The 15,497-nt window shown below is 51.5% G+C and carries 15 protein-coding genes and 1 pseudogene; 12 read left to right on the top strand and 4 right to left on the bottom strand.

What is annotated here, in order from left to right:
- Nucleotides 1-123: 123 nt before the first annotated feature.
- On the bottom strand, nucleotides 124-912 hold the full coding sequence (locus CRG49_RS09465; RefSeq protein ID WP_095502825.1) for a methyltransferase: 789 nt from the start codon (nucleotides 910-912) through the stop codon (nucleotides 124-126).
- A gap of 1 nt (nucleotide 913) precedes the next feature.
- Nucleotides 914-1,657 carry a pimeloyl-ACP methyl ester esterase BioH gene (bioH, locus tag CRG49_RS09460; protein ID WP_095502826.1) on the bottom strand — a complete coding sequence of 248 codons (744 nt, stop codon included), beginning with the start codon at nucleotides 1,655-1,657 and terminating at the stop codon, nucleotides 914-916.
- Here bioH and CRG49_RS09455 point away from each other — a divergent pair.
- The 4 genes from CRG49_RS09455 to CRG49_RS09440 all read left to right on the top strand — a co-directional run bounded on the left by CRG49_RS09455 (nucleotide 1,656) and on the right by CRG49_RS09440 (nucleotide 4,289).
- Nucleotides 1,656-2,381 carry a ComF family protein gene (locus tag CRG49_RS09455; protein WP_095502827.1) on the top strand — a complete coding sequence of 242 codons (726 nt, stop codon included), beginning with the start codon at nucleotides 1,656-1,658 and terminating at the stop codon, nucleotides 2,379-2,381. The two genes, bioH and CRG49_RS09455, sit on opposite strands and share 2 nt — an antisense overlap.
- A 64-nt stretch (nucleotides 2,382-2,445) precedes the next feature.
- Entirely contained in the window at nucleotides 2,446-2,910 is a 465-nt protein-coding gene (trmL, locus tag CRG49_RS09450) for a tRNA (uridine(34)/cytosine(34)/5-carboxymethylaminomethyluridine(34)-2'-O)-methyltransferase TrmL (RefSeq protein WP_095502828.1), read from the top strand.
- Between the two features lie 93 nt (nucleotides 2,911-3,003).
- Nucleotides 3,004-3,852: a septal ring lytic transglycosylase RlpA family protein gene (locus CRG49_RS09445; RefSeq protein ID WP_229436918.1), complete on the top strand. Its 849-nt coding sequence runs from the start codon at nucleotides 3,004-3,006 to the stop codon at nucleotides 3,850-3,852.
- 50 nt (nucleotides 3,853-3,902) lie between these two features.
- Nucleotides 3,903-4,289 (top strand): hypothetical protein, encoded by a 387-nt coding sequence (locus CRG49_RS09440; RefSeq protein WP_095502830.1) that lies wholly within the window; start codon nucleotides 3,903-3,905, stop codon nucleotides 4,287-4,289.
- A 76-nt stretch (nucleotides 4,290-4,365) separates the two neighbouring features.
- Here CRG49_RS09440 and CRG49_RS09435 read toward each other — a convergent pair whose 3' ends face one another.
- Nucleotides 4,366-5,079, bottom strand: coding sequence for a hypothetical protein (locus tag CRG49_RS09435; RefSeq protein ID WP_095502831.1), 714 nt, complete (start codon nucleotides 5,077-5,079; stop codon nucleotides 4,366-4,368).
- A 403-nt stretch (nucleotides 5,080-5,482) separates the two neighbouring features.
- On the opposite strand from CRG49_RS09435, the gene ruvA reads away from it, so the two are divergent.
- From ruvA to purB, 7 genes and pseudogenes are all read left to right on the top strand, one after another.
- Complete coding sequence (gene ruvA, locus CRG49_RS09430) at nucleotides 5,483-6,067, top strand: Holliday junction branch migration protein RuvA (RefSeq protein ID WP_095502832.1); 585 nt, start codon at nucleotides 5,483-5,485, stop codon at nucleotides 6,065-6,067.
- 68 nt (nucleotides 6,068-6,135) lie between these two features.
- A complete protein-coding gene (locus CRG49_RS09425; RefSeq protein WP_095502833.1) occupies nucleotides 6,136-6,372 on the top strand; it encodes a methionine-binding protein in 237 nt (78 codons plus the stop codon).
- Between the two features lie 166 nt (nucleotides 6,373-6,538).
- Nucleotides 6,539-8,393: pseudogene (locus tag CRG49_RS09420) on the top strand (ABC transporter ATP-binding protein).
- Nucleotides 8,394-8,520: 127 nt separating this feature from the next.
- Complete coding sequence (locus tag CRG49_RS09415) at nucleotides 8,521-9,429, top strand: patatin-like phospholipase family protein (RefSeq protein ID WP_095502834.1); 909 nt, start codon at nucleotides 8,521-8,523, stop codon at nucleotides 9,427-9,429.
- Between the two features lie 120 nt (nucleotides 9,430-9,549).
- Nucleotides 9,550-10,653, top strand: coding sequence for a peptide chain release factor 2 (prfB, locus tag CRG49_RS09410; protein ID WP_095502835.1), 1,104 nt, complete (start codon nucleotides 9,550-9,552; stop codon nucleotides 10,651-10,653).
- A gap of 51 nt (nucleotides 10,654-10,704) precedes the next feature.
- Complete coding sequence (locus CRG49_RS09405) at nucleotides 10,705-11,307, top strand: YdcF family protein (RefSeq protein ID WP_229436916.1); 603 nt, start codon at nucleotides 10,705-10,707, stop codon at nucleotides 11,305-11,307.
- A 227-nt stretch (nucleotides 11,308-11,534) separates the two neighbouring features.
- On the top strand, nucleotides 11,535-12,905 hold the full coding sequence (gene purB, locus CRG49_RS09395) for an adenylosuccinate lyase (protein ID WP_095502837.1): 1,371 nt from the start codon (nucleotides 11,535-11,537) through the stop codon (nucleotides 12,903-12,905).
- Between the two features lie 71 nt (nucleotides 12,906-12,976).
- On the opposite strand, the gene CRG49_RS09390 is transcribed toward purB, so the two are convergent.
- Nucleotides 12,977-14,062 (bottom strand): hypothetical protein, encoded by a 1,086-nt coding sequence (locus CRG49_RS09390; RefSeq protein ID WP_095502838.1) that lies wholly within the window; start codon nucleotides 14,060-14,062, stop codon nucleotides 12,977-12,979.
- A gap of 443 nt (nucleotides 14,063-14,505) precedes the next feature.
- Between CRG49_RS09390 and rsgA the strand changes: the two genes are divergently transcribed.
- Nucleotides 14,506-15,372 carry a ribosome small subunit-dependent GTPase A gene (gene rsgA / locus CRG49_RS09385; protein WP_095502839.1) on the top strand — a complete coding sequence of 289 codons (867 nt, stop codon included), beginning with the start codon at nucleotides 14,506-14,508 and terminating at the stop codon, nucleotides 15,370-15,372.
- Nucleotides 15,373-15,497 lie beyond the last annotated feature (125 nt).

Raw genomic sequence — 15,497 nt, 5'->3', positions numbered from 1 at the left:
TTGCATTCAAGAGAAATGCAATAACTAAATAACAAATAAAAAACAATGATATATAAAATTATCTAAATTTCATGTTTGACAACGCAATATATCATCTTTCCTTATCCAAAACCAATCAACAACCTACCCCTTAGGATAAAACTGCACCAAACTCTCCCCCTTTGGCAAGGCCAGTTTTTTCACTGCATGGCCGTACACCGTTTCCAGCGTGATGTTCAGATGGCCTTCTTCGGCAAAAATCCGGTTCACACAATCTTTGGCGGCTTGCAGCTGGGTAAATTGCAGCGCCTGCCAAATGCCTAAGGTGTCCATGTCCTGCCAAAAGGTGGCGGCTTGGCGGTAGCTCAAATCGAGTTTGGCGGTGTCCATTACGGGGTCGTAGAAGCCGTTGTCGGCGAGCATATCGCCGATGTCGTGCATGTCCATAAAGATTGGCGCGGTGCAGGCAATGCCGGCGGCGTTCAGACGGCCTATGAGTTCGGCTAAGGTGTCGCGGCCGAAGTGGGTGAAAAACAGCAAACCGTCGGTTTTCAAGGCGTTTGCCCAGTTTTGGAAGATGGCGGGCAGCGGTTCGGTGGCGGTGGGCAGGCTGAGATTGGCCCACAGCATATCGGCGGCGGCTTCGGGCAAGGCTTGGCTTAAAGGCTGGCAATATTGCTCAATTTGTTTGCCGGTGAGCTTTTGCCAGAAGCCGCTTTTGCGCTCGGCAGCGGCCGTCTGAAGAAAGTCGGCGCGCGGGTCGTATTCGCTGAAGGTGGCTTTGGGATAACGCGCGGCCAGCAGGCTGCGGCTGATGTCGGCATCGGCACCGACCAGCAGGATGTGTTGCGGGATGTGGCGCACCAATGCCAAGCGTTCATCGGTTTGTTGGGCAAGGTGGCGGTGGATTTGCCAGCGTGGTTCTTGATTCATTTCAGACGGCCTCGATAAAGCGTTGATATACATCGGCAAACTCATCAGCATGGCTGAGAAACGGCGCGTGAGCAGCTTTTTCAATGAGATGCAGGCGGCTGTCGGGCAGATGGCGGTGTAAGTATTCGCCCATGCGCGGCGGGGTGATCGCGTCTTTTTGGCCGTAAACCAGCAACACAGGCTGCTGAATGTGCGCTAAAAAAGGTCGTGCATCGGCGCGGTTGACCGCATCTAAGGCGGCTTGTAGGGCTTGTGGTGCGCCGTGGCGGATTAAATCGGGCAATACTTTGTGCAAGATGGTGTCGGCATTTTGTGTGTGCAGTAATTGTAATTGTAGAAACTGTTTGATATGTTTGGCATAATCCTGCTGAAACGCGCCGACCATTTTCGCCAAAGCAGGATTGCTCAAGCCTTCGGGATAATCGGCTTCGGCGGTGAATTTGGCAAAGCTGGCGGTGAGACACAGCGATTTCACTTTGTCGGGGTGGCGTGCGGCCAGATAAAGCGCAACCAAGCCGCCGAGCGACCAGCCGAGAATGTGCGCCGGTGTGTCGATTTGTGCGGCGTAATGGTCGGCGATGGAGGCAATGTCGAAATCATCGGCAAAAGGCGCATCGCCGTGGCCGGGTAGGTTCAGCGCGTGCATTTCCCAATCGTGCGGCAAACGCGGTATGAAATCGTCGAAAACGTGGCGGTTGGCCGCCCAGCCGTGAATCAGATAAACTTTTTTCGCAGAGTGTGGCATGGATGTTCTTTCTTTTTGGCGCAGAATGAAACAACGCTCGTGGTGGCGCGCCCATCGCTGCGTATTATGCCACGATTCCGCTTCAGACGGCCTGTGTAGCGGCTGTTTGGCTGATTTGGCGGAACACTTTACTGATGCGGCCAACAGCTGTCCTTTGTGTTTCCGGCAGGTTATCGGTGGGGCGGTGTGCGGGCAATGCCAGAAAAAGCCGCCGAAATTTGAGCGGATGTGGGCTTCGGTGTATTATGAAGCGCCGGTCAGCGGCATGGTGCATCAGTTTAAGCATTTGAGCGACATGAGCATGCGGCGGCCGTTGGCGGATTTAATGCGCCGCCATGCGCCCGATTGGCTGGATACCGCTGAGATTGATTGCGTGCTGCCCATGCCGTTGAGCAAGGCTAGACGGCTTTATCGTGGCTTCAACCAAAGCGAAGAATTGGCCGAAAGTTTGGCGCGCGAATATGGCTGGCAAGTATTGCCCCGCCAAACCGTCGAACGCGCCCACAAACCGCCGCAAAGCACGCTCAAAAGCGATGAACGCCGCCGCAATGTACGTAACATCTTCAAGCTAAACAAGCCCTTGCCTAAAAATTGTAAGATATTGTTAATTGATGATGTGGTGACCACCGCTGCAACATTAAACGAATTGGCGAAAATGCTGAAAGCATCGGGCGCAAGCGCGGTTTATTGCTGGTGTTTGGCGCGTTCGCAATTGAAAAAATAACTAAAAATTTTGACACCGCCACGATGCTGTGGCATCTTGTCTGACTGCTAAGTGACTGATTTATATGTTTACTATTGTTTTGTATCAACCTGAAATCCCCCCGAATACGGGTAATATCATCCGATTGTGCGCCAATACCGGCGCGGAATTACACTTAGTCAAACCACTCGGATTCCCGCTCGATTCCACCAAAATGAAGCGCGCGGGTTTGGATTATCATGAGTTTGCAAAACTGACGGTACACGAAGATTTCGAAGCCTGCTTGAAAGCGCTTGAAGGCCGCCGCATTTTCGCGTTGACGACCAAAGGCAAAACCCGCCCCGACAAAGCCGAATTCCGGCCGGGCGATGTGTTTTTATTTGGCCCTGAAACGCGCGGTTTGCCGGCGGAAATCCTCGATACCCTGCCAGCCGAGCAAAAGCTTCGCTTGCCTATGCTGCCGGATAGTCGCAGCATGAATTTATCTAACACTGTTGCTGTGATGCTGTTTGAAGCATGGCGGCAAAACGATTATCAGGGCGGGATGTAATCAACAGGCCGTCTGAACAATCGTGATTTAAGTGTCGATGTTTTCTTGAAAACATCGGCGCTTTGCGTGATTAACTCAAGAATGGATTTTGTTTTGACTTTTAGCCACCATACTTTATTCGCCACGCTGACGGCAGTTGCCATCGGCGTTTTCTCAATCGGTAACGCATCGGCGCAAACCGCCAAAGGTGCATTGTTGGCCAAGCAGGCTAACGAAATCATCGTCACCCAGCAAGACACCATCGTGCGTGCTGAGAAACTGCACCCTTCTGCCAACCGCAGCTACAAAGTAGCAGGCAAACGTTACCAACCGATGACTAAAGTATCGTCGTTCAGCCAAAGCGGCAACGCTTCTTGGTATGGTGGCAAATTCCACGGCCGCAAAACTGCCAGCGGCGAGCGCTACAACATGCACGCCATGACTGCCGCCCACCGCACCCTGCCGATTCCGAGCTACGCCAAAGTGACCAACACCCGCAACGGCAAAAGCGTAATTGTGCGTGTGAATGACCGCGGCCCATTCCACGGCAACCGCGTGATGGATTTATCCAAAGCCGCCGCGCAGAAACTTGGTTTCATTAACCAAGGCACAGCTCATGTGAAAATCGAGCAAATTGTGCCGGGTGTGAAAACCCAACAAGCTGCCGCACCTAAAGCCGTTACTCCGAAAAACACTGCGCCGGCCGCTATTGCTGCCTTGTCACCGGTTCAAGAAATCTATGTGGATTTAAAAGCCTTCGGTACCGAGCGTGATGCACAAGCCTACATCAACCGCACAACCGAACAGCTGGCTTCTTCTTTGACCAGCCCGAAAATGGCGGTTGAAAAACGCAGCCATGAATACGTGGTGCGCATGGGTCCGTTTACCGCACAAGAGCGTGCGGATGAAGCCGAAACTCGTGTCCGCAGCTTGGCATACAGCAGCGTAGATTCAGCAATTTAATCGTTCAGACGGCCTGTTTTCATAGCAGGCCGTTTTTCATGGGATAACCGATGCTATCGTTTAGTATTTACCACCTGACCTTGGCTGAATTTGAAGCCGTAAACCAACAATTTCGCCGTCAGGAAATCAATCCGCTGTATTATCAAAATGAGCTGGCGCGGCACTTGGTGGTGTCCGGTTTCGACAGCGAGACGGCAGAATACATCGTTGAATTACAACAGCAAGGTAAAGCCGATACTGCTGCTACGCCGCAGAATACTTGGACCACGCATTTGGCGGTTAAAGCCGGTTTGCTGCACGATAAATTGACCCAGCGTGTGCAATATGTAGAGCGCGAATTTTTGCGTGATATCCGCCAAGTAAATAAAGCCTTGCCTAAGCAACTGGCCAGCGAACCGGAGCGGGAATTGACGGTGGTGTTGCTGGAAGAAAATTGATGATGAAATAGAAAAAAGGATTAGGCCGTCTGAAAAATATTGTTTTCAGACGGCCTTTTACGTCGTATTAAACCGATTACACGATGGCAGCATTTGCAGCGGCAATGGTGGCCGTGTCATCTTCGTAAGGGGTATTGAGTAGGTTCGCTCCGATGGCGCTGGAGCCGGTTTCCGTGGCCGCAGGTTGCGAAAATACACTGTCCGCGCCTGGCAGTTGCTCAGCTTCGCTATCCAAAATGGAATCGACATAAGCGTCTTTTTGCGGGCGCTCTAAGTTGGTCAGCATAAATTCACCGTAAACAGGATCGTAGATAAATGCCGGATAATCGCCAACCGTATTTTCGGCGCCATCAGGCCGCTCAACATTCACCGGCATAAAATCACCATAAGTCGGGTCGGGAACAAAAGGTTGGTCGTCGCTAAAATCAACTACCGGAATATCAGGCTGGCCGTGGTTTGCAGAGCCATCGGGCCGTTCAACATCTACCGGCATAAAATCGCCGTAAATCGGGTCGGGAACAAAAGGCTGGCCATCGCTAAAATCGAGAACTGGAATATCAGGTTGACCATGGTTTGCAGAGCCATCAGGCCGCTCAACATCTACAGGCATAAAATCGCCGTAGGTTGGATCGGGAACGAATGGTTGACCATCACTAAAATCAAGCACAGGAATATCGGGAATATTTCTGCCGGTTTCATTTTCAGCCGGAGCAGACGGATTTAATTTTGCAATGTCCACGCCGTACATATCAAAAATCATTTGCAGGCGGGTGCTGGTGTTTGCGGCCATAAATCATCCTTTCATTAAGGTACATATAGAAGTGAAGAATCCGACCAAAATCGAACTATCTTGAGTTCGATTGAATATTAAAGTAATAGTTCCAATTTAATATAAAACATGAATTTATAAATTTAAAACATAACTATTAGGCAATAAATTTTGCAGTTTTAAATTATTTGAATATAAATGGAAGGTATTTTTTCGCGACAAAAGGTGGTTTGTTGAGAAGATTATTTTTATCGGCAGCCGCTTTGATGAGGAACAGAGCAACGGCGTATCAGAAAATTTGATAAAATAAAAGATGTTTTCTGCCGGTCGGCCAACACGGCGGAAAAGTAAACTCCAATCAGTCGGTAGGCATATCCAACTTGCCGATTTCAGACGGCCTTTTCCACTTAACCCAGAGCTTTTTATGATCAGCAGACTCACCGGCAAACTCATCGAAAAACAGCCGCCGCAAATCGTCATTGATGTTAACGGCGTCGGCTATGAAGTCGATGTATCGATGCAAACTTTTTACAACCTGCCTGCGTTGAATGAAACCGTGCAGCTTTATACCCAATTGGTGGTGCGTGAAGATGCGCATTTGCTGTTTGGTTTTGCCACCGCAGCCGAGCGGGCGACTTTCCGGCAATTGGTGAAAGTGAGCGGCATCGGTGCCAAAACCGCTTTGGGCATTTTATCGGCCATGAATGCCGACGAATTGGCACAAGCCGTGGCCGAAGAAGACGTGAAACGTCTGTCTTCCGCGCCCGGTATCGGCAAGAAAACCGCCGAGCGCATGGTGTTGGAATTGCGCGGGAAATTGGTGTCGGAAAATATTTCAGACAGCCTGTTTGCCCCAGCTCCGAGCGCAGACGAAACCGACGATATTGTCAGCACGCTGCTGGCCTTGGGCTACAATGAGCGCGAAGCCAAAGCGGCGGTAAAAGGCATTCCGAAAGGCACCGACGTCGGCGAAGGCGTGCGTTTGGCCTTGAAGAATTTGCTGAAGTAATGGCAGGCCGTCTGAAAAATCGTTCTTCAGACGGCCTTTTTAATCTTTTCATTTTCGCTTAGAGCCAAATCATGAAACCGCATTTGTTCACCACACTCATTTTACTCAGCGGCTGCGTGTACCACGAAACGCCCTACGGCCGCACCGCCGTGCTTGATTTGCCGATGCGTTCGGAAACGGTGATTCACAAAACCGTTAACGTCAATGCGCCGCCGGGCACAACCGTGATCTATCAAGACAGCACGCCGGTGGGTTATCCGGCAGGCTATCCGGCTTATCCGCGCCGATATGAGCACTATGATTGATGTGTGGTTTCGGGTAAAACATTCGCCTTGGCCTTGTTTTTCCAGTAAAATTACCCATATCGTTTTCACAGACATGTTCTAAAACTTTTTCTCAAAATGTTTCAGACGGCCTGCTCTATTGCAAAGGCCGTCTGAAACATTTGATTTTCAAAAAACACATAACAAGATGATTAATAAAATATTTTCATGGTTTGAATCGCGTATCGATCCCTATCCGGCCGATGCGCCCACCACGCCGGAAAAGGGCTTGTGGCGTTTCATTTGGAGCAGCATCGACGGCGTGCGCAAATGGATAGTGGTGCTGGCGTTGGCGACGGCAGTGATCGGCGTGATGGAAGCCTTGCTGTTCCAATTTATGGGTAAGGTCGTTGATTGGCTCGGCCAATACACACCCGAAACGCTGTTTGCCGAAAAAGGCTGGGCGCTGGCGGGCATGGTGGCGATGATGCTGTTTTCGATGGTGTGCGTTTTTTGCATCCAACCTGCGCCTGCAAACGCTGCAAGGCGTGTTCCCGATGCGTTTGCGCTGGAATTTCCACCGCCTGATGCTCAATCAAAGCTTGGGTTTTTACCAAGATGAATTTGCCGGACGCGTGTCGGCCAAGGTGATGCAAACCGCACTGGCCTTGCGTGATGCCGTGATGACCATTGCCGATATGGTGGTGTATGTGCTGGTGTATTTCATCACTTCCGGCGTGATTTTGGTGGCACTCGATTCACGCTTGCTGTTGCCGTTTCTCGGTTGGATTATCGGCTTCTCGCTGGTGATGCGTTTCCTGATTCCGGAGCTGGGCAAAACCGCCGCCGCCCAAGCCGATGCCCGCAGCCTGATGACCGGCCGCATCACCGATGCCTATTCCAACATCACCACCGTCAAACTGTTTTCCCACGGCGCGCGTGAAGCGGCGTATGCCAAGCAGTCGATGCAGGAATTTATGGTGACGGTTCACGCGCAAATGCGTTTGGCCACGTTGCTGCACACTTGCAGCTTCCTCGTGAACACCGCGCTGACGCTTTCCACTGCCGCTTTGGGTATTTGGTTGTGGCAGCAAGGCTCGGTCGGCGTGGGTGCGGTAGCCACTGCCACCGCCATGGCTCTGCGCGTCAACGGTTTGTCGCAATACATCATGTGGGAATCGGCGCGCCTGTTTGAAAACATCGGTACCGTCAACGACGGCATGTCGACCCTGACCAAGCCGCACACCATTCTCGACAAACCCAAAGCGCTGCCGCTTAAAGTCGATCATGGCCAGATTAAATTCGAGCATGTCGATTTCTCTTATGAAACCGGCAAACCGTTGCTCAATGGTTTTAACCTGACCATCAAGCCGGGTGAGAAAGTCGGTTTAATCGGCCGCAGCGGTGCGGGCAAATCGACCATCGTCAATCTGCTGTTGCGCTTTTACGAACCGCAAAGCGGCAGCATTTCGATTGACGGTCAGAATGTAAACGACGTCACCCAAGAAAGCCTGCGTGCGCAAATCGGCTTGGTAACACAAGACACATCGTTGCTGCACCGCTCCGTGCGCGACAACATCATCTACGGCCGCCCTGATGCCAGCGATGAAGAAATGTACCAAGCCGCCGAGCGTGCCGAAGCGGCCGACTTCATTCCCAATCTTTCCGATGCCAAAGGCCGCCGCGGCTACGATGCCCACGTCGGCGAGCGCGGCGTGAAACTTTCCGGCGGCCAACGCCAACGCATTGCTATCGCCCGCGTGATGCTGAAAGATGCGCCGATTCTGTTGCTTGATGAAGCCACCAGCGCGTTGGATTCTGAAGTGGAAGTGGCGATTCAGGAAAGCCTCGATAAAATGATGGAGAATAAAACCGTCATTGCCATTGCCCACCGCTTATCCACCATCGCCGCGATGGACCGCCTGATTGTGCTGGACAAAGGCCGCATCATCGAAGAAGGCTCACACGCCGAATTGCTGGCTAAAAATGGTTTGTATGCCAAATTATGGTCACACCAAAGCGGCGGTTTCTTGAGTGAAAACGTGGAATGGCACCAAAGCTAAAGTCTTTAAGCATCAAATAAAATGCCGTCTGAAAATTTAGATTAATTTTCAGACGGCATTTTCGTATTGTGCCATAATTTCATTTTCCACTACGACTGGATTATTCATCAAAAGGCCGTCTGAAATCATGAACCTGTTCCCTACCGCATTCCGTTATGTGTTGCTGTCTGCCGGCGCGCTGGCTTTAGCCGCCTGTACCACCGATTCGCCGAAAAACCAACCGGTGGCCACGCCGAAACCCGTTGTCAAAGCCAAACCCAAAGCCGTTATCGGTTTGGCACTCGGCGGCGGTGCATCGAAAGGCTTTGCCCACATCGGCATCATCAAAGTCTTGCAGGAAAACGGCATTCCCGTGCATGTCGTGAGCGGCACATCGGCAGGCTCGATTGTCGGCAGCCTGTACGCTTCGGGCATGTCGCCCGATCGCTTGGAATTGGAAGCCGAAATTTTAGGCAAAACCGATTTGGTGGATTTAACGCTCTCGACCAGCGGTTTCATCAAAGGCGAAAAACTGCAAAGCTACATCAATCAAAAAGTCGGCGACAAACCGATGGAACGCTTCCCACGCAAATTCGCCGCCGTGGCCACCGATTTTGAAAGCGGTAAAGCGGTGGAGTTCAGCCGTGGCAATGCCGGCCAAGCCGTGCGCGCCTCGGCTTCGATTCCGAACGTGTTCCAGCCTGTGGTTATCGGCGGCCGACGCTATGTTGACGGCGGTTTGTCGCAACCCGTGCCGGTAACCGCTGCCAAAAACCGCGGCGCAAATTTTGTGATTGCAGTGGATATTTCCGCTAAACCAGTGAAAAACGTCAGCCGCGATTTCTTCTCGTATCTCGACCAAACGCTCAACATCATGAGCACCACCTCGCTGCAAAACGAATTGGGCAAAGCCAGCGTGGTCATTAAGCCGCAGGTGTTGGAATTGGGTTCCATCGGCGGCTTTGACCAGAAAAAACGCGCCATCCAAATGGGCGAACAAGCCGCCCGCGCCGCTTTGCCGGAAATCAAACGCAAATTGTCGGCGTATCAGTATTGAGGTTTGAGGCCGTCTGAAAAACCATGTTTCAGACGGCCTGTTACCTGGTTTTGCCATATAGAAAAAACCACGCAAATCCAGTACAATACGCCCCTAAAATTTTGAAAGCACAAGAAAATCATGGAAGCTGAAGTTATTAATCAGTTGAACAACACCTTAGACGATTTGGAACAGCGCAGCGCCGACATCCGCGTGTATATGGATTACCAAGGCAAAAAAGACCGCTTGGAAGAAGTAATCGGTTTGTCGGAAGATCCCGAATTGTGGAACGACCCGAAAAAAGCTCAAGAAATCGGCAAAGAGCGCAAAATTCTCGAAGGCATCGTGTTGACGCTCGACAACATCGCCACCGGCATTGACGACAACCGCATGTTGATTGAAATGACGGTCGAAGAAAACGACGAAGAAGGTTTTGCCGCCGTGCAGGAAGACGTGGCCGGTTTGGAAAAACAAATGGCCGACCTCGAATTCAAGCGGATGTTTAACCAGCCGGCCGACCCGAACAACTGCTTTATCGACATCACCGCCGGTGCGGGCGGTACCGAAGCAGAAGACTGGGCGGGCATGTTGCTGCGCATGTATTCGCGTTTTGCCGAACGCCGCGGCTTCAAAGTGGAAATCTTGGAAGAAGACGAGGGCGAAATCGCCGGCATCAACCGCGCTACCATCCGCTTGGAAGGCGAATACGCCTACGGCCTGTTGCGCACCGAAACCGGCGTGCACCGCTTGGTGCGCTACTCGCCGTTTGACTCGAACAACAAACGCCACACCTCGTTTTCATCGGTGTTTGTCTATCCTGAAATCGACGACAGCATCGAAGTGGAAATCAACCCTGCCGATTTGCGCATCGACACCTACCGCGCGTCCGGCGCCGGCGGTCAGCACATCAACAAAACCGACTCCGCCGTGCGCATTACCCACGAGCCGACCGGCATCGTGGTGCAATGCCAAAACGACCGTTCGCAACATGCCAACAAAGCCGCGGCGATGGATATGTTGAAAGCCAAGTTGTATGACTTGGAAATGCGCAAACGCAACGAAGAAAAACAAGCCTTGGAAGAAGGCAAATCCGATGTGGGTTGGGGCAGCCAAATCCGATCGTATGTGCTGGATTCGTCACGCATTAAAGACTTGCGCACCGGCTACGAAGTCGGCAATACCAAAGCCGTATTGGACGGCGATTTAGACGGCTTTATCGAAGCCAGTTTGAAACAGGGTGTGTAAGGCTTAATAATGTAAAGGTAGGCCGTCTGAAACGTTTCAGACGGCCTCTTCATGAAAACCTTAAAAATGATTGTTTATTTGCTGATTTTGGCCGGCCTGATCTTCTTTGCCGCGCTCTACGCCGTGTACCGCAGCGAACAACATGCCGTGCGCCAATCCGAGCAGCATCCGCCGCACAAAGCCGATGTGGCGCTGGTGTTGGGCAATATCGTCCACCGTCGCGGTAAGCCTAATCCGTGTTTGCGCAGCCGTGTCGAAGCGGGTGTGTGGCTGTATCGGGCGGGCAAAGTCGATTATCTGCTGATGAGTGGCGGCACCGATGCCGATGGCAGCAACCAAGCCGAAGCCATGCGCGAGATGGCGGTGAAGCTTGGCGTGCCGTCTGAAAACGTGTGGCTGGAAAACCAATCCGAAACCACCTATCAAAACATCAAATTCAGCACCTTGCTTCTCAAAGATCATCACGACATCATTATCGTCAGCGACGGCTTCCATTTACCACGTGGCTTGTGGCTGGCACGACACCAATGGCCGGAAAAAAATCTGCAAACCTTCGCTGGACGCAATTGCGGTGATTCGGCGGCGGTGATGTGGCGCAAACGCATTCGCGAAGTGTTGGCATGGGTAAAGGCGCTGGTGTTGGATCATGATTAACCAAAATCTCAGGCCGTCTGAATGTTCAGACGACCTTTATCGATTTCAAAACCACAGTCAAATCAACCGCAGCAAACACATTAAGTTACCCTATTATCAGGATTTTTACGCAAAATTCGCGTATAATTCTCACCAATTTCGTCGGCAGCCGTCTGAACCCGACCTCATCGCGTTTAAAGCTGCCGCTCTTCCTGATCCGAAATCCACCGTTCCCATAGGAAACCATCATGATTAACCCGATTGCCGCCCTTTCCCCGTTAGACGGCCGCTATGCCAAATCCGTTGAAGCCCTGCGCCCGATTTTTTCTGAATACGGTCTGATGAAAGCCCGTGTCAAAGTCGAGCTGGAATGGCTCAAAGCCTTGGCTGCCGAACCGAAAATCAGCGAAGTGGCTGCGTTCAGCGACTTTACTATTGCTGAAATCGACAAAGTGATTGCCGGTTTCTCGCTTGATGATGCGGCGGCGGTTAAAGCCATCGAAGCCACCACCAACCACGACGTGAAAGCCATCGAATACTGGCTGAAAGAGCGTTTTTCCGGTGTGCCAGAAGTGGCGGCGGCGAGCGAGTTTATCCACTTTGCCTGCACCAGCGAAGACATCAACAACCTGTCACACGCTCTGATGCTGCAAGAAGCGCGCGAAGCCGTGTTGCTGCCGAAATTGGACGAAATCATCGCCAAGCTCACCGAAATGGCGCACGAATTGGCATCTGTACCGATGATGAGCCGCACCCACGGCCAACCGGCTACCCCGACCACTGTCGGCAAAGAAATCGCCAACGTGGTGTACCGTCTGCAACGCCAAGCCAAGCATCTGCAAGCGCAGGAATTTTTGGGCAAAATCAACGGCGCAGTCGGCAACTACAACGCCCATATGGTCGCTTACCCCGATGTGGATTGGGAAACCCATTGCCGTCATTTCGTTGAAATCAGCCTCGGCCTGACCTTCAACCCATACACCATCCAAATCGAACCGCACGACTACATGGCCGAATTTTTCCAAGCCATCAGCCGCGTGAACACCATTTTGATCGATTTCAACCGCGACGTATGGGGCTATATTTCCCTGGGCTACTTCAAGCAAAAAGTCAAAGCCGGCGAAGTGGGCAGCTCGACCATGCCGCACAAAGTCAACCCGATCGACTTTGAAAATTCCGAAGGCAACCTCGGCATGGCCAACGCCGTGTTGGGCTTTTTGTCGGAAAAACTGCCGGTTTCCCGCTGGCAGCGCGACCTGACCGACAGCACCGTGTTGCGCAACATGGGCGTGGGCGTGGGCTATACCGTATTGGGTTTGGTTGCCCATTTGCGCGGCTTGAATAAACTCGAAGTCAATCCGGTTGCCTTGGCCGCTGATTTGGATGCCACTTGGGAACTCTTGGCCGAACCGATTCAAACCGTGATGCGCCGCTATGGTGTCGCCAATCCGTATGAAAAACTGAAAGACCTGACCCGTGGCAAAGATGGCATCACGCCGGAAGTGTTGAAAGTGTTTGTCGAATCGCTGGAGATTCCTGCCGATGCCAAAGCGCAATTGCTGGCTTTGACCCCTGCGCTGTATGTGGGTAAAGCGGAAGAATTGGCAAACCGTATTTAAGTTTGAAACATCATCAAGGCCGTCTGAAAACCAAGTTTTCAGACGGCCTTTTTAATCAATCATGATTGAAGTTAGTATCGCGTCACCACGGCCAAACCACGGTCGGCATGTTCGCCTAAGGCTTCACTATCGACAAAGCGCACACGGCCACCAGCTGCCAATACTTTTTCAATCATTTCATCGACAATGTCTTCATAAGCATGTTCGCCTTTGGCATCTTCGATGTTGATTTCAGTAAGCTTGCGACCGTCTTCGCTGACTTGAGCCGGAATGTGCAAATCTTCTTCCACCACCAGCAATTCAGCACGGCCGTCTGTCACCGCCTGCCATACTTCGTTCAGGCCGCCGACAAACAGTTTGTTGCCCTTAGCATTGTTCAATTCGTCGAACACTTTGCCACGTTCGGCTGTTAATGCTTCTTTGATTTCCGGCCAAAGGGCTTTGCCCAGTTCGTGCGGGTTGTCGCTGTTGTGGCCGCTGTGGATAGACAGCATCACGTCTTCGCTGATGCCTGCGCCGTCGTTAAAGTGGCCGATGTTGCGGTCAACGCCCACCACCACAATCGGGGCAGACAATTGCTTTCTAGCTTCCAACAAAGCTTGGCCGACTTCGCGCATTTTATCGGTGACGATTTGATCGCGCACATGGCTGATGTCTTGGCTCGGGTTGGCTTCGGCAACTTCATTTTCCACGCTGAACGGGAATCCGAAATCATGTACTTCATTCAAATGCTCTTTGCGGCCGACAAACAAGCGTGTGCTGTGTTCGCTCAAAACATTTAACAAATACAGCGGGCTGCGGTTCATGGCAAACACCAAATCGCGGGTCAGGAAATTATCAGCGATAGTCACGCGCTCTGGCACACGGAAAGGCAGGCGGAACAATTCGGCATATTCTGTACTGGCAAAAATCACCAAGCCGTCGAGATTGTATTGGTTGTCCACCGATTCGGCCAAGCGGTTGATTTCATCAACGATGTGCGCTGTTTCACGTTTGCCGAATTCTTCTTGCAAACGTGTTACCGCTTCCGATACCAAGTTTTTCAAACGGATAATGTCTTTTTCATTGTCGGGCGAGGTGCGGTAAGTCGGCAGCGTAATGGTCACGCTCGGGTAAGATTGCTTGGATTGGATGGTTTTAATGGTATTCAGATTCATCGCATGATCCTTTCGGTCGGATGGGTGGGAGACGTTTCCGGCAAAGTGTCCGGCAAACTGCGTAGGGCTGATGTGAACAAAATTTATTTATTCAACATCAAGGGATTAGGCCGAAGTTGAAAAGCGGTGTGTCGGTATCGACCTGATGGCTTTAAGTTAACATTCGACACGGTAAGCCGCAATTACACACAATTACATTAACAAACGCTTAGCGCAGTCATTTGCTTTAAAACAATTATTTTTTGTTTTAATTAATTGAAAATAAAAGATAAATACATTTCTTTTCACAATGCTGACAAAGTTTGTTTGATTACTTTTATTTGCCGAACTTAAAACGTTAAACCCTAAATCACCTCAAATCATCAGGCCGTCTGAATGCTAAGTTTTCAGACGGCCTGCCGCATATTCCTGTAAAATAAGCTTTTTTCCAAGCAAAACCATACATGAGCCACACCGCCCAAATCATCACCAGCTACGGCCGCCGTTACATTGTGCGCACGCCCGACGGGCAAACCTTTGATGCCACCACACGCAAAAAGCGCGTCGATTTTGCCTGTGGCGACCAAGTCGAAATCAGCCCGATTAATGCCGAGCAAGTGGTGATTGAAGATTTTCTGCCGCGCCAAAGCCTGCTTTACCGCCAAGATGCGTGGAAAACCAAGCTGATTGCAGCCAATGTCAGCCAATTGTTGATTGTTACCGCTGCCGTGCCCAGCCCGAGCGAAGCCCTGTTGCAACGCGCTTTATTGGCGGCGGAAGCGGCGGAGATTGAAGCAGTGATTGTGTTGAACAAGGCTGATTTGCCCGAAACCGCCCAATGGCGCGACAAACTCGCCTTTTACGAGACCTTGGGCTACCGCGTGCTGGAAACGCGCGCGTTGGAAGGGGCGGAAACCTTAAAGCCGATTTTGCAAGGCCACACCAATATCTTTTTGGGGCAAAGCGGCATGGGCAAATCGACGCTCACTAATGCGTTGTTGGGCAACCAAGCCGCGCGCACCGGCGATATTTCCACCGCGCTCGATTCCGGCAAACACACCACCACACACGCGCAATTGTATGATTTAAATGAGGAAACCCAGCTCATCGATTCGCCCGGCTTGCAGGAATTCGGTTTGCATCATTTGGAAGCGACTGATTTGCTGCACTATTTCCCCGATTTGCGCCATTTGGCCGGCCAATGCCGTTTCCACAACTGCACCCACCGCGCCGAACCCAGTTGCGCCGTGAAAGCCGCCGCCGAAGCCGGAGAAGTGAAAGTCGAGCGCGTGGAGTTTTTACAGCGCGTGACGGATGAGTTGCTGCGGTAAGCTTGTTCTGAAAACAAAGGCCCTTACATTCGCATTTCAAGTGCAACGCTCAAATGCCATTGGCAAGGGCTGCTGAAAACAGATCACCCGGTGTCTCATAGTCCAATGTCTTTCTCGGTCGGCGG

The organism is Neisseria sp. N95_16 (genome assembly GCF_002551535.2).
Lineage (GTDB): Bacteria > Pseudomonadota > Gammaproteobacteria > Burkholderiales > Neisseriaceae > Neisseria > Neisseria brasiliensis.
This window is presented reverse-complemented; position numbering and strand designations above follow the sequence as displayed.

What these genes read in the sequence shown, in the direction of transcription:
- purB (WP_095502837.1), top strand. Translation starts at nt 11,535, where the DNA reads ATGATTAACCCGATTGCCGCCCTTTCCCCGTTAGACGGCCGCTATGCC.
- CRG49_RS09415 (WP_095502834.1), top strand. Translation starts at nt 8,521, where the DNA reads ATGAACCTGTTCCCTACCGCATTCCGTTATGTGTTGCTGTCTGCCGGC.
- CRG49_RS09405 (WP_229436916.1), top strand. Translation starts at nt 10,705, where the DNA reads ATGAAAACCTTAAAAATGATTGTTTATTTGCTGATTTTGGCCGGCCTG.
- prfB (WP_095502835.1), top strand. Translation starts at nt 9,550, where the DNA reads ATGGAAGCTGAAGTTATTAATCAGTTGAACAACACCTTAGACGATTTG.
- CRG49_RS09465 (WP_095502825.1), bottom strand. Translation starts at nt 912, where the DNA reads ATGAATCAAGAACCACGCTGGCAAATCCACCGCCACCTTGCCCAACAA.
- CRG49_RS09455 (WP_095502827.1), top strand. Translation starts at nt 1,656, where the DNA reads ATGGATGTTCTTTCTTTTTGGCGCAGAATGAAACAACGCTCGTGGTGG.
- rsgA (WP_095502839.1), top strand. Translation starts at nt 14,506, where the DNA reads ATGAGCCACACCGCCCAAATCATCACCAGCTACGGCCGCCGTTACATT.
- CRG49_RS09435 (WP_095502831.1), bottom strand. Translation starts at nt 5,079, where the DNA reads ATGGCCGCAAACACCAGCACCCGCCTGCAAATGATTTTTGATATGTAC.
- CRG49_RS09440 (WP_095502830.1), top strand. Translation starts at nt 3,903, where the DNA reads ATGCTATCGTTTAGTATTTACCACCTGACCTTGGCTGAATTTGAAGCC.
- CRG49_RS09390 (WP_095502838.1), bottom strand. Translation starts at nt 14,062, where the DNA reads ATGAATCTGAATACCATTAAAACCATCCAATCCAAGCAATCTTACCCG.
- ruvA (WP_095502832.1), top strand. Translation starts at nt 5,483, where the DNA reads ATGATCAGCAGACTCACCGGCAAACTCATCGAAAAACAGCCGCCGCAA.
- trmL (WP_095502828.1), top strand. Translation starts at nt 2,446, where the DNA reads ATGTTTACTATTGTTTTGTATCAACCTGAAATCCCCCCGAATACGGGT.
- bioH (WP_095502826.1), bottom strand. Translation starts at nt 1,657, where the DNA reads ATGCCACACTCTGCGAAAAAAGTTTATCTGATTCACGGCTGGGCGGCC.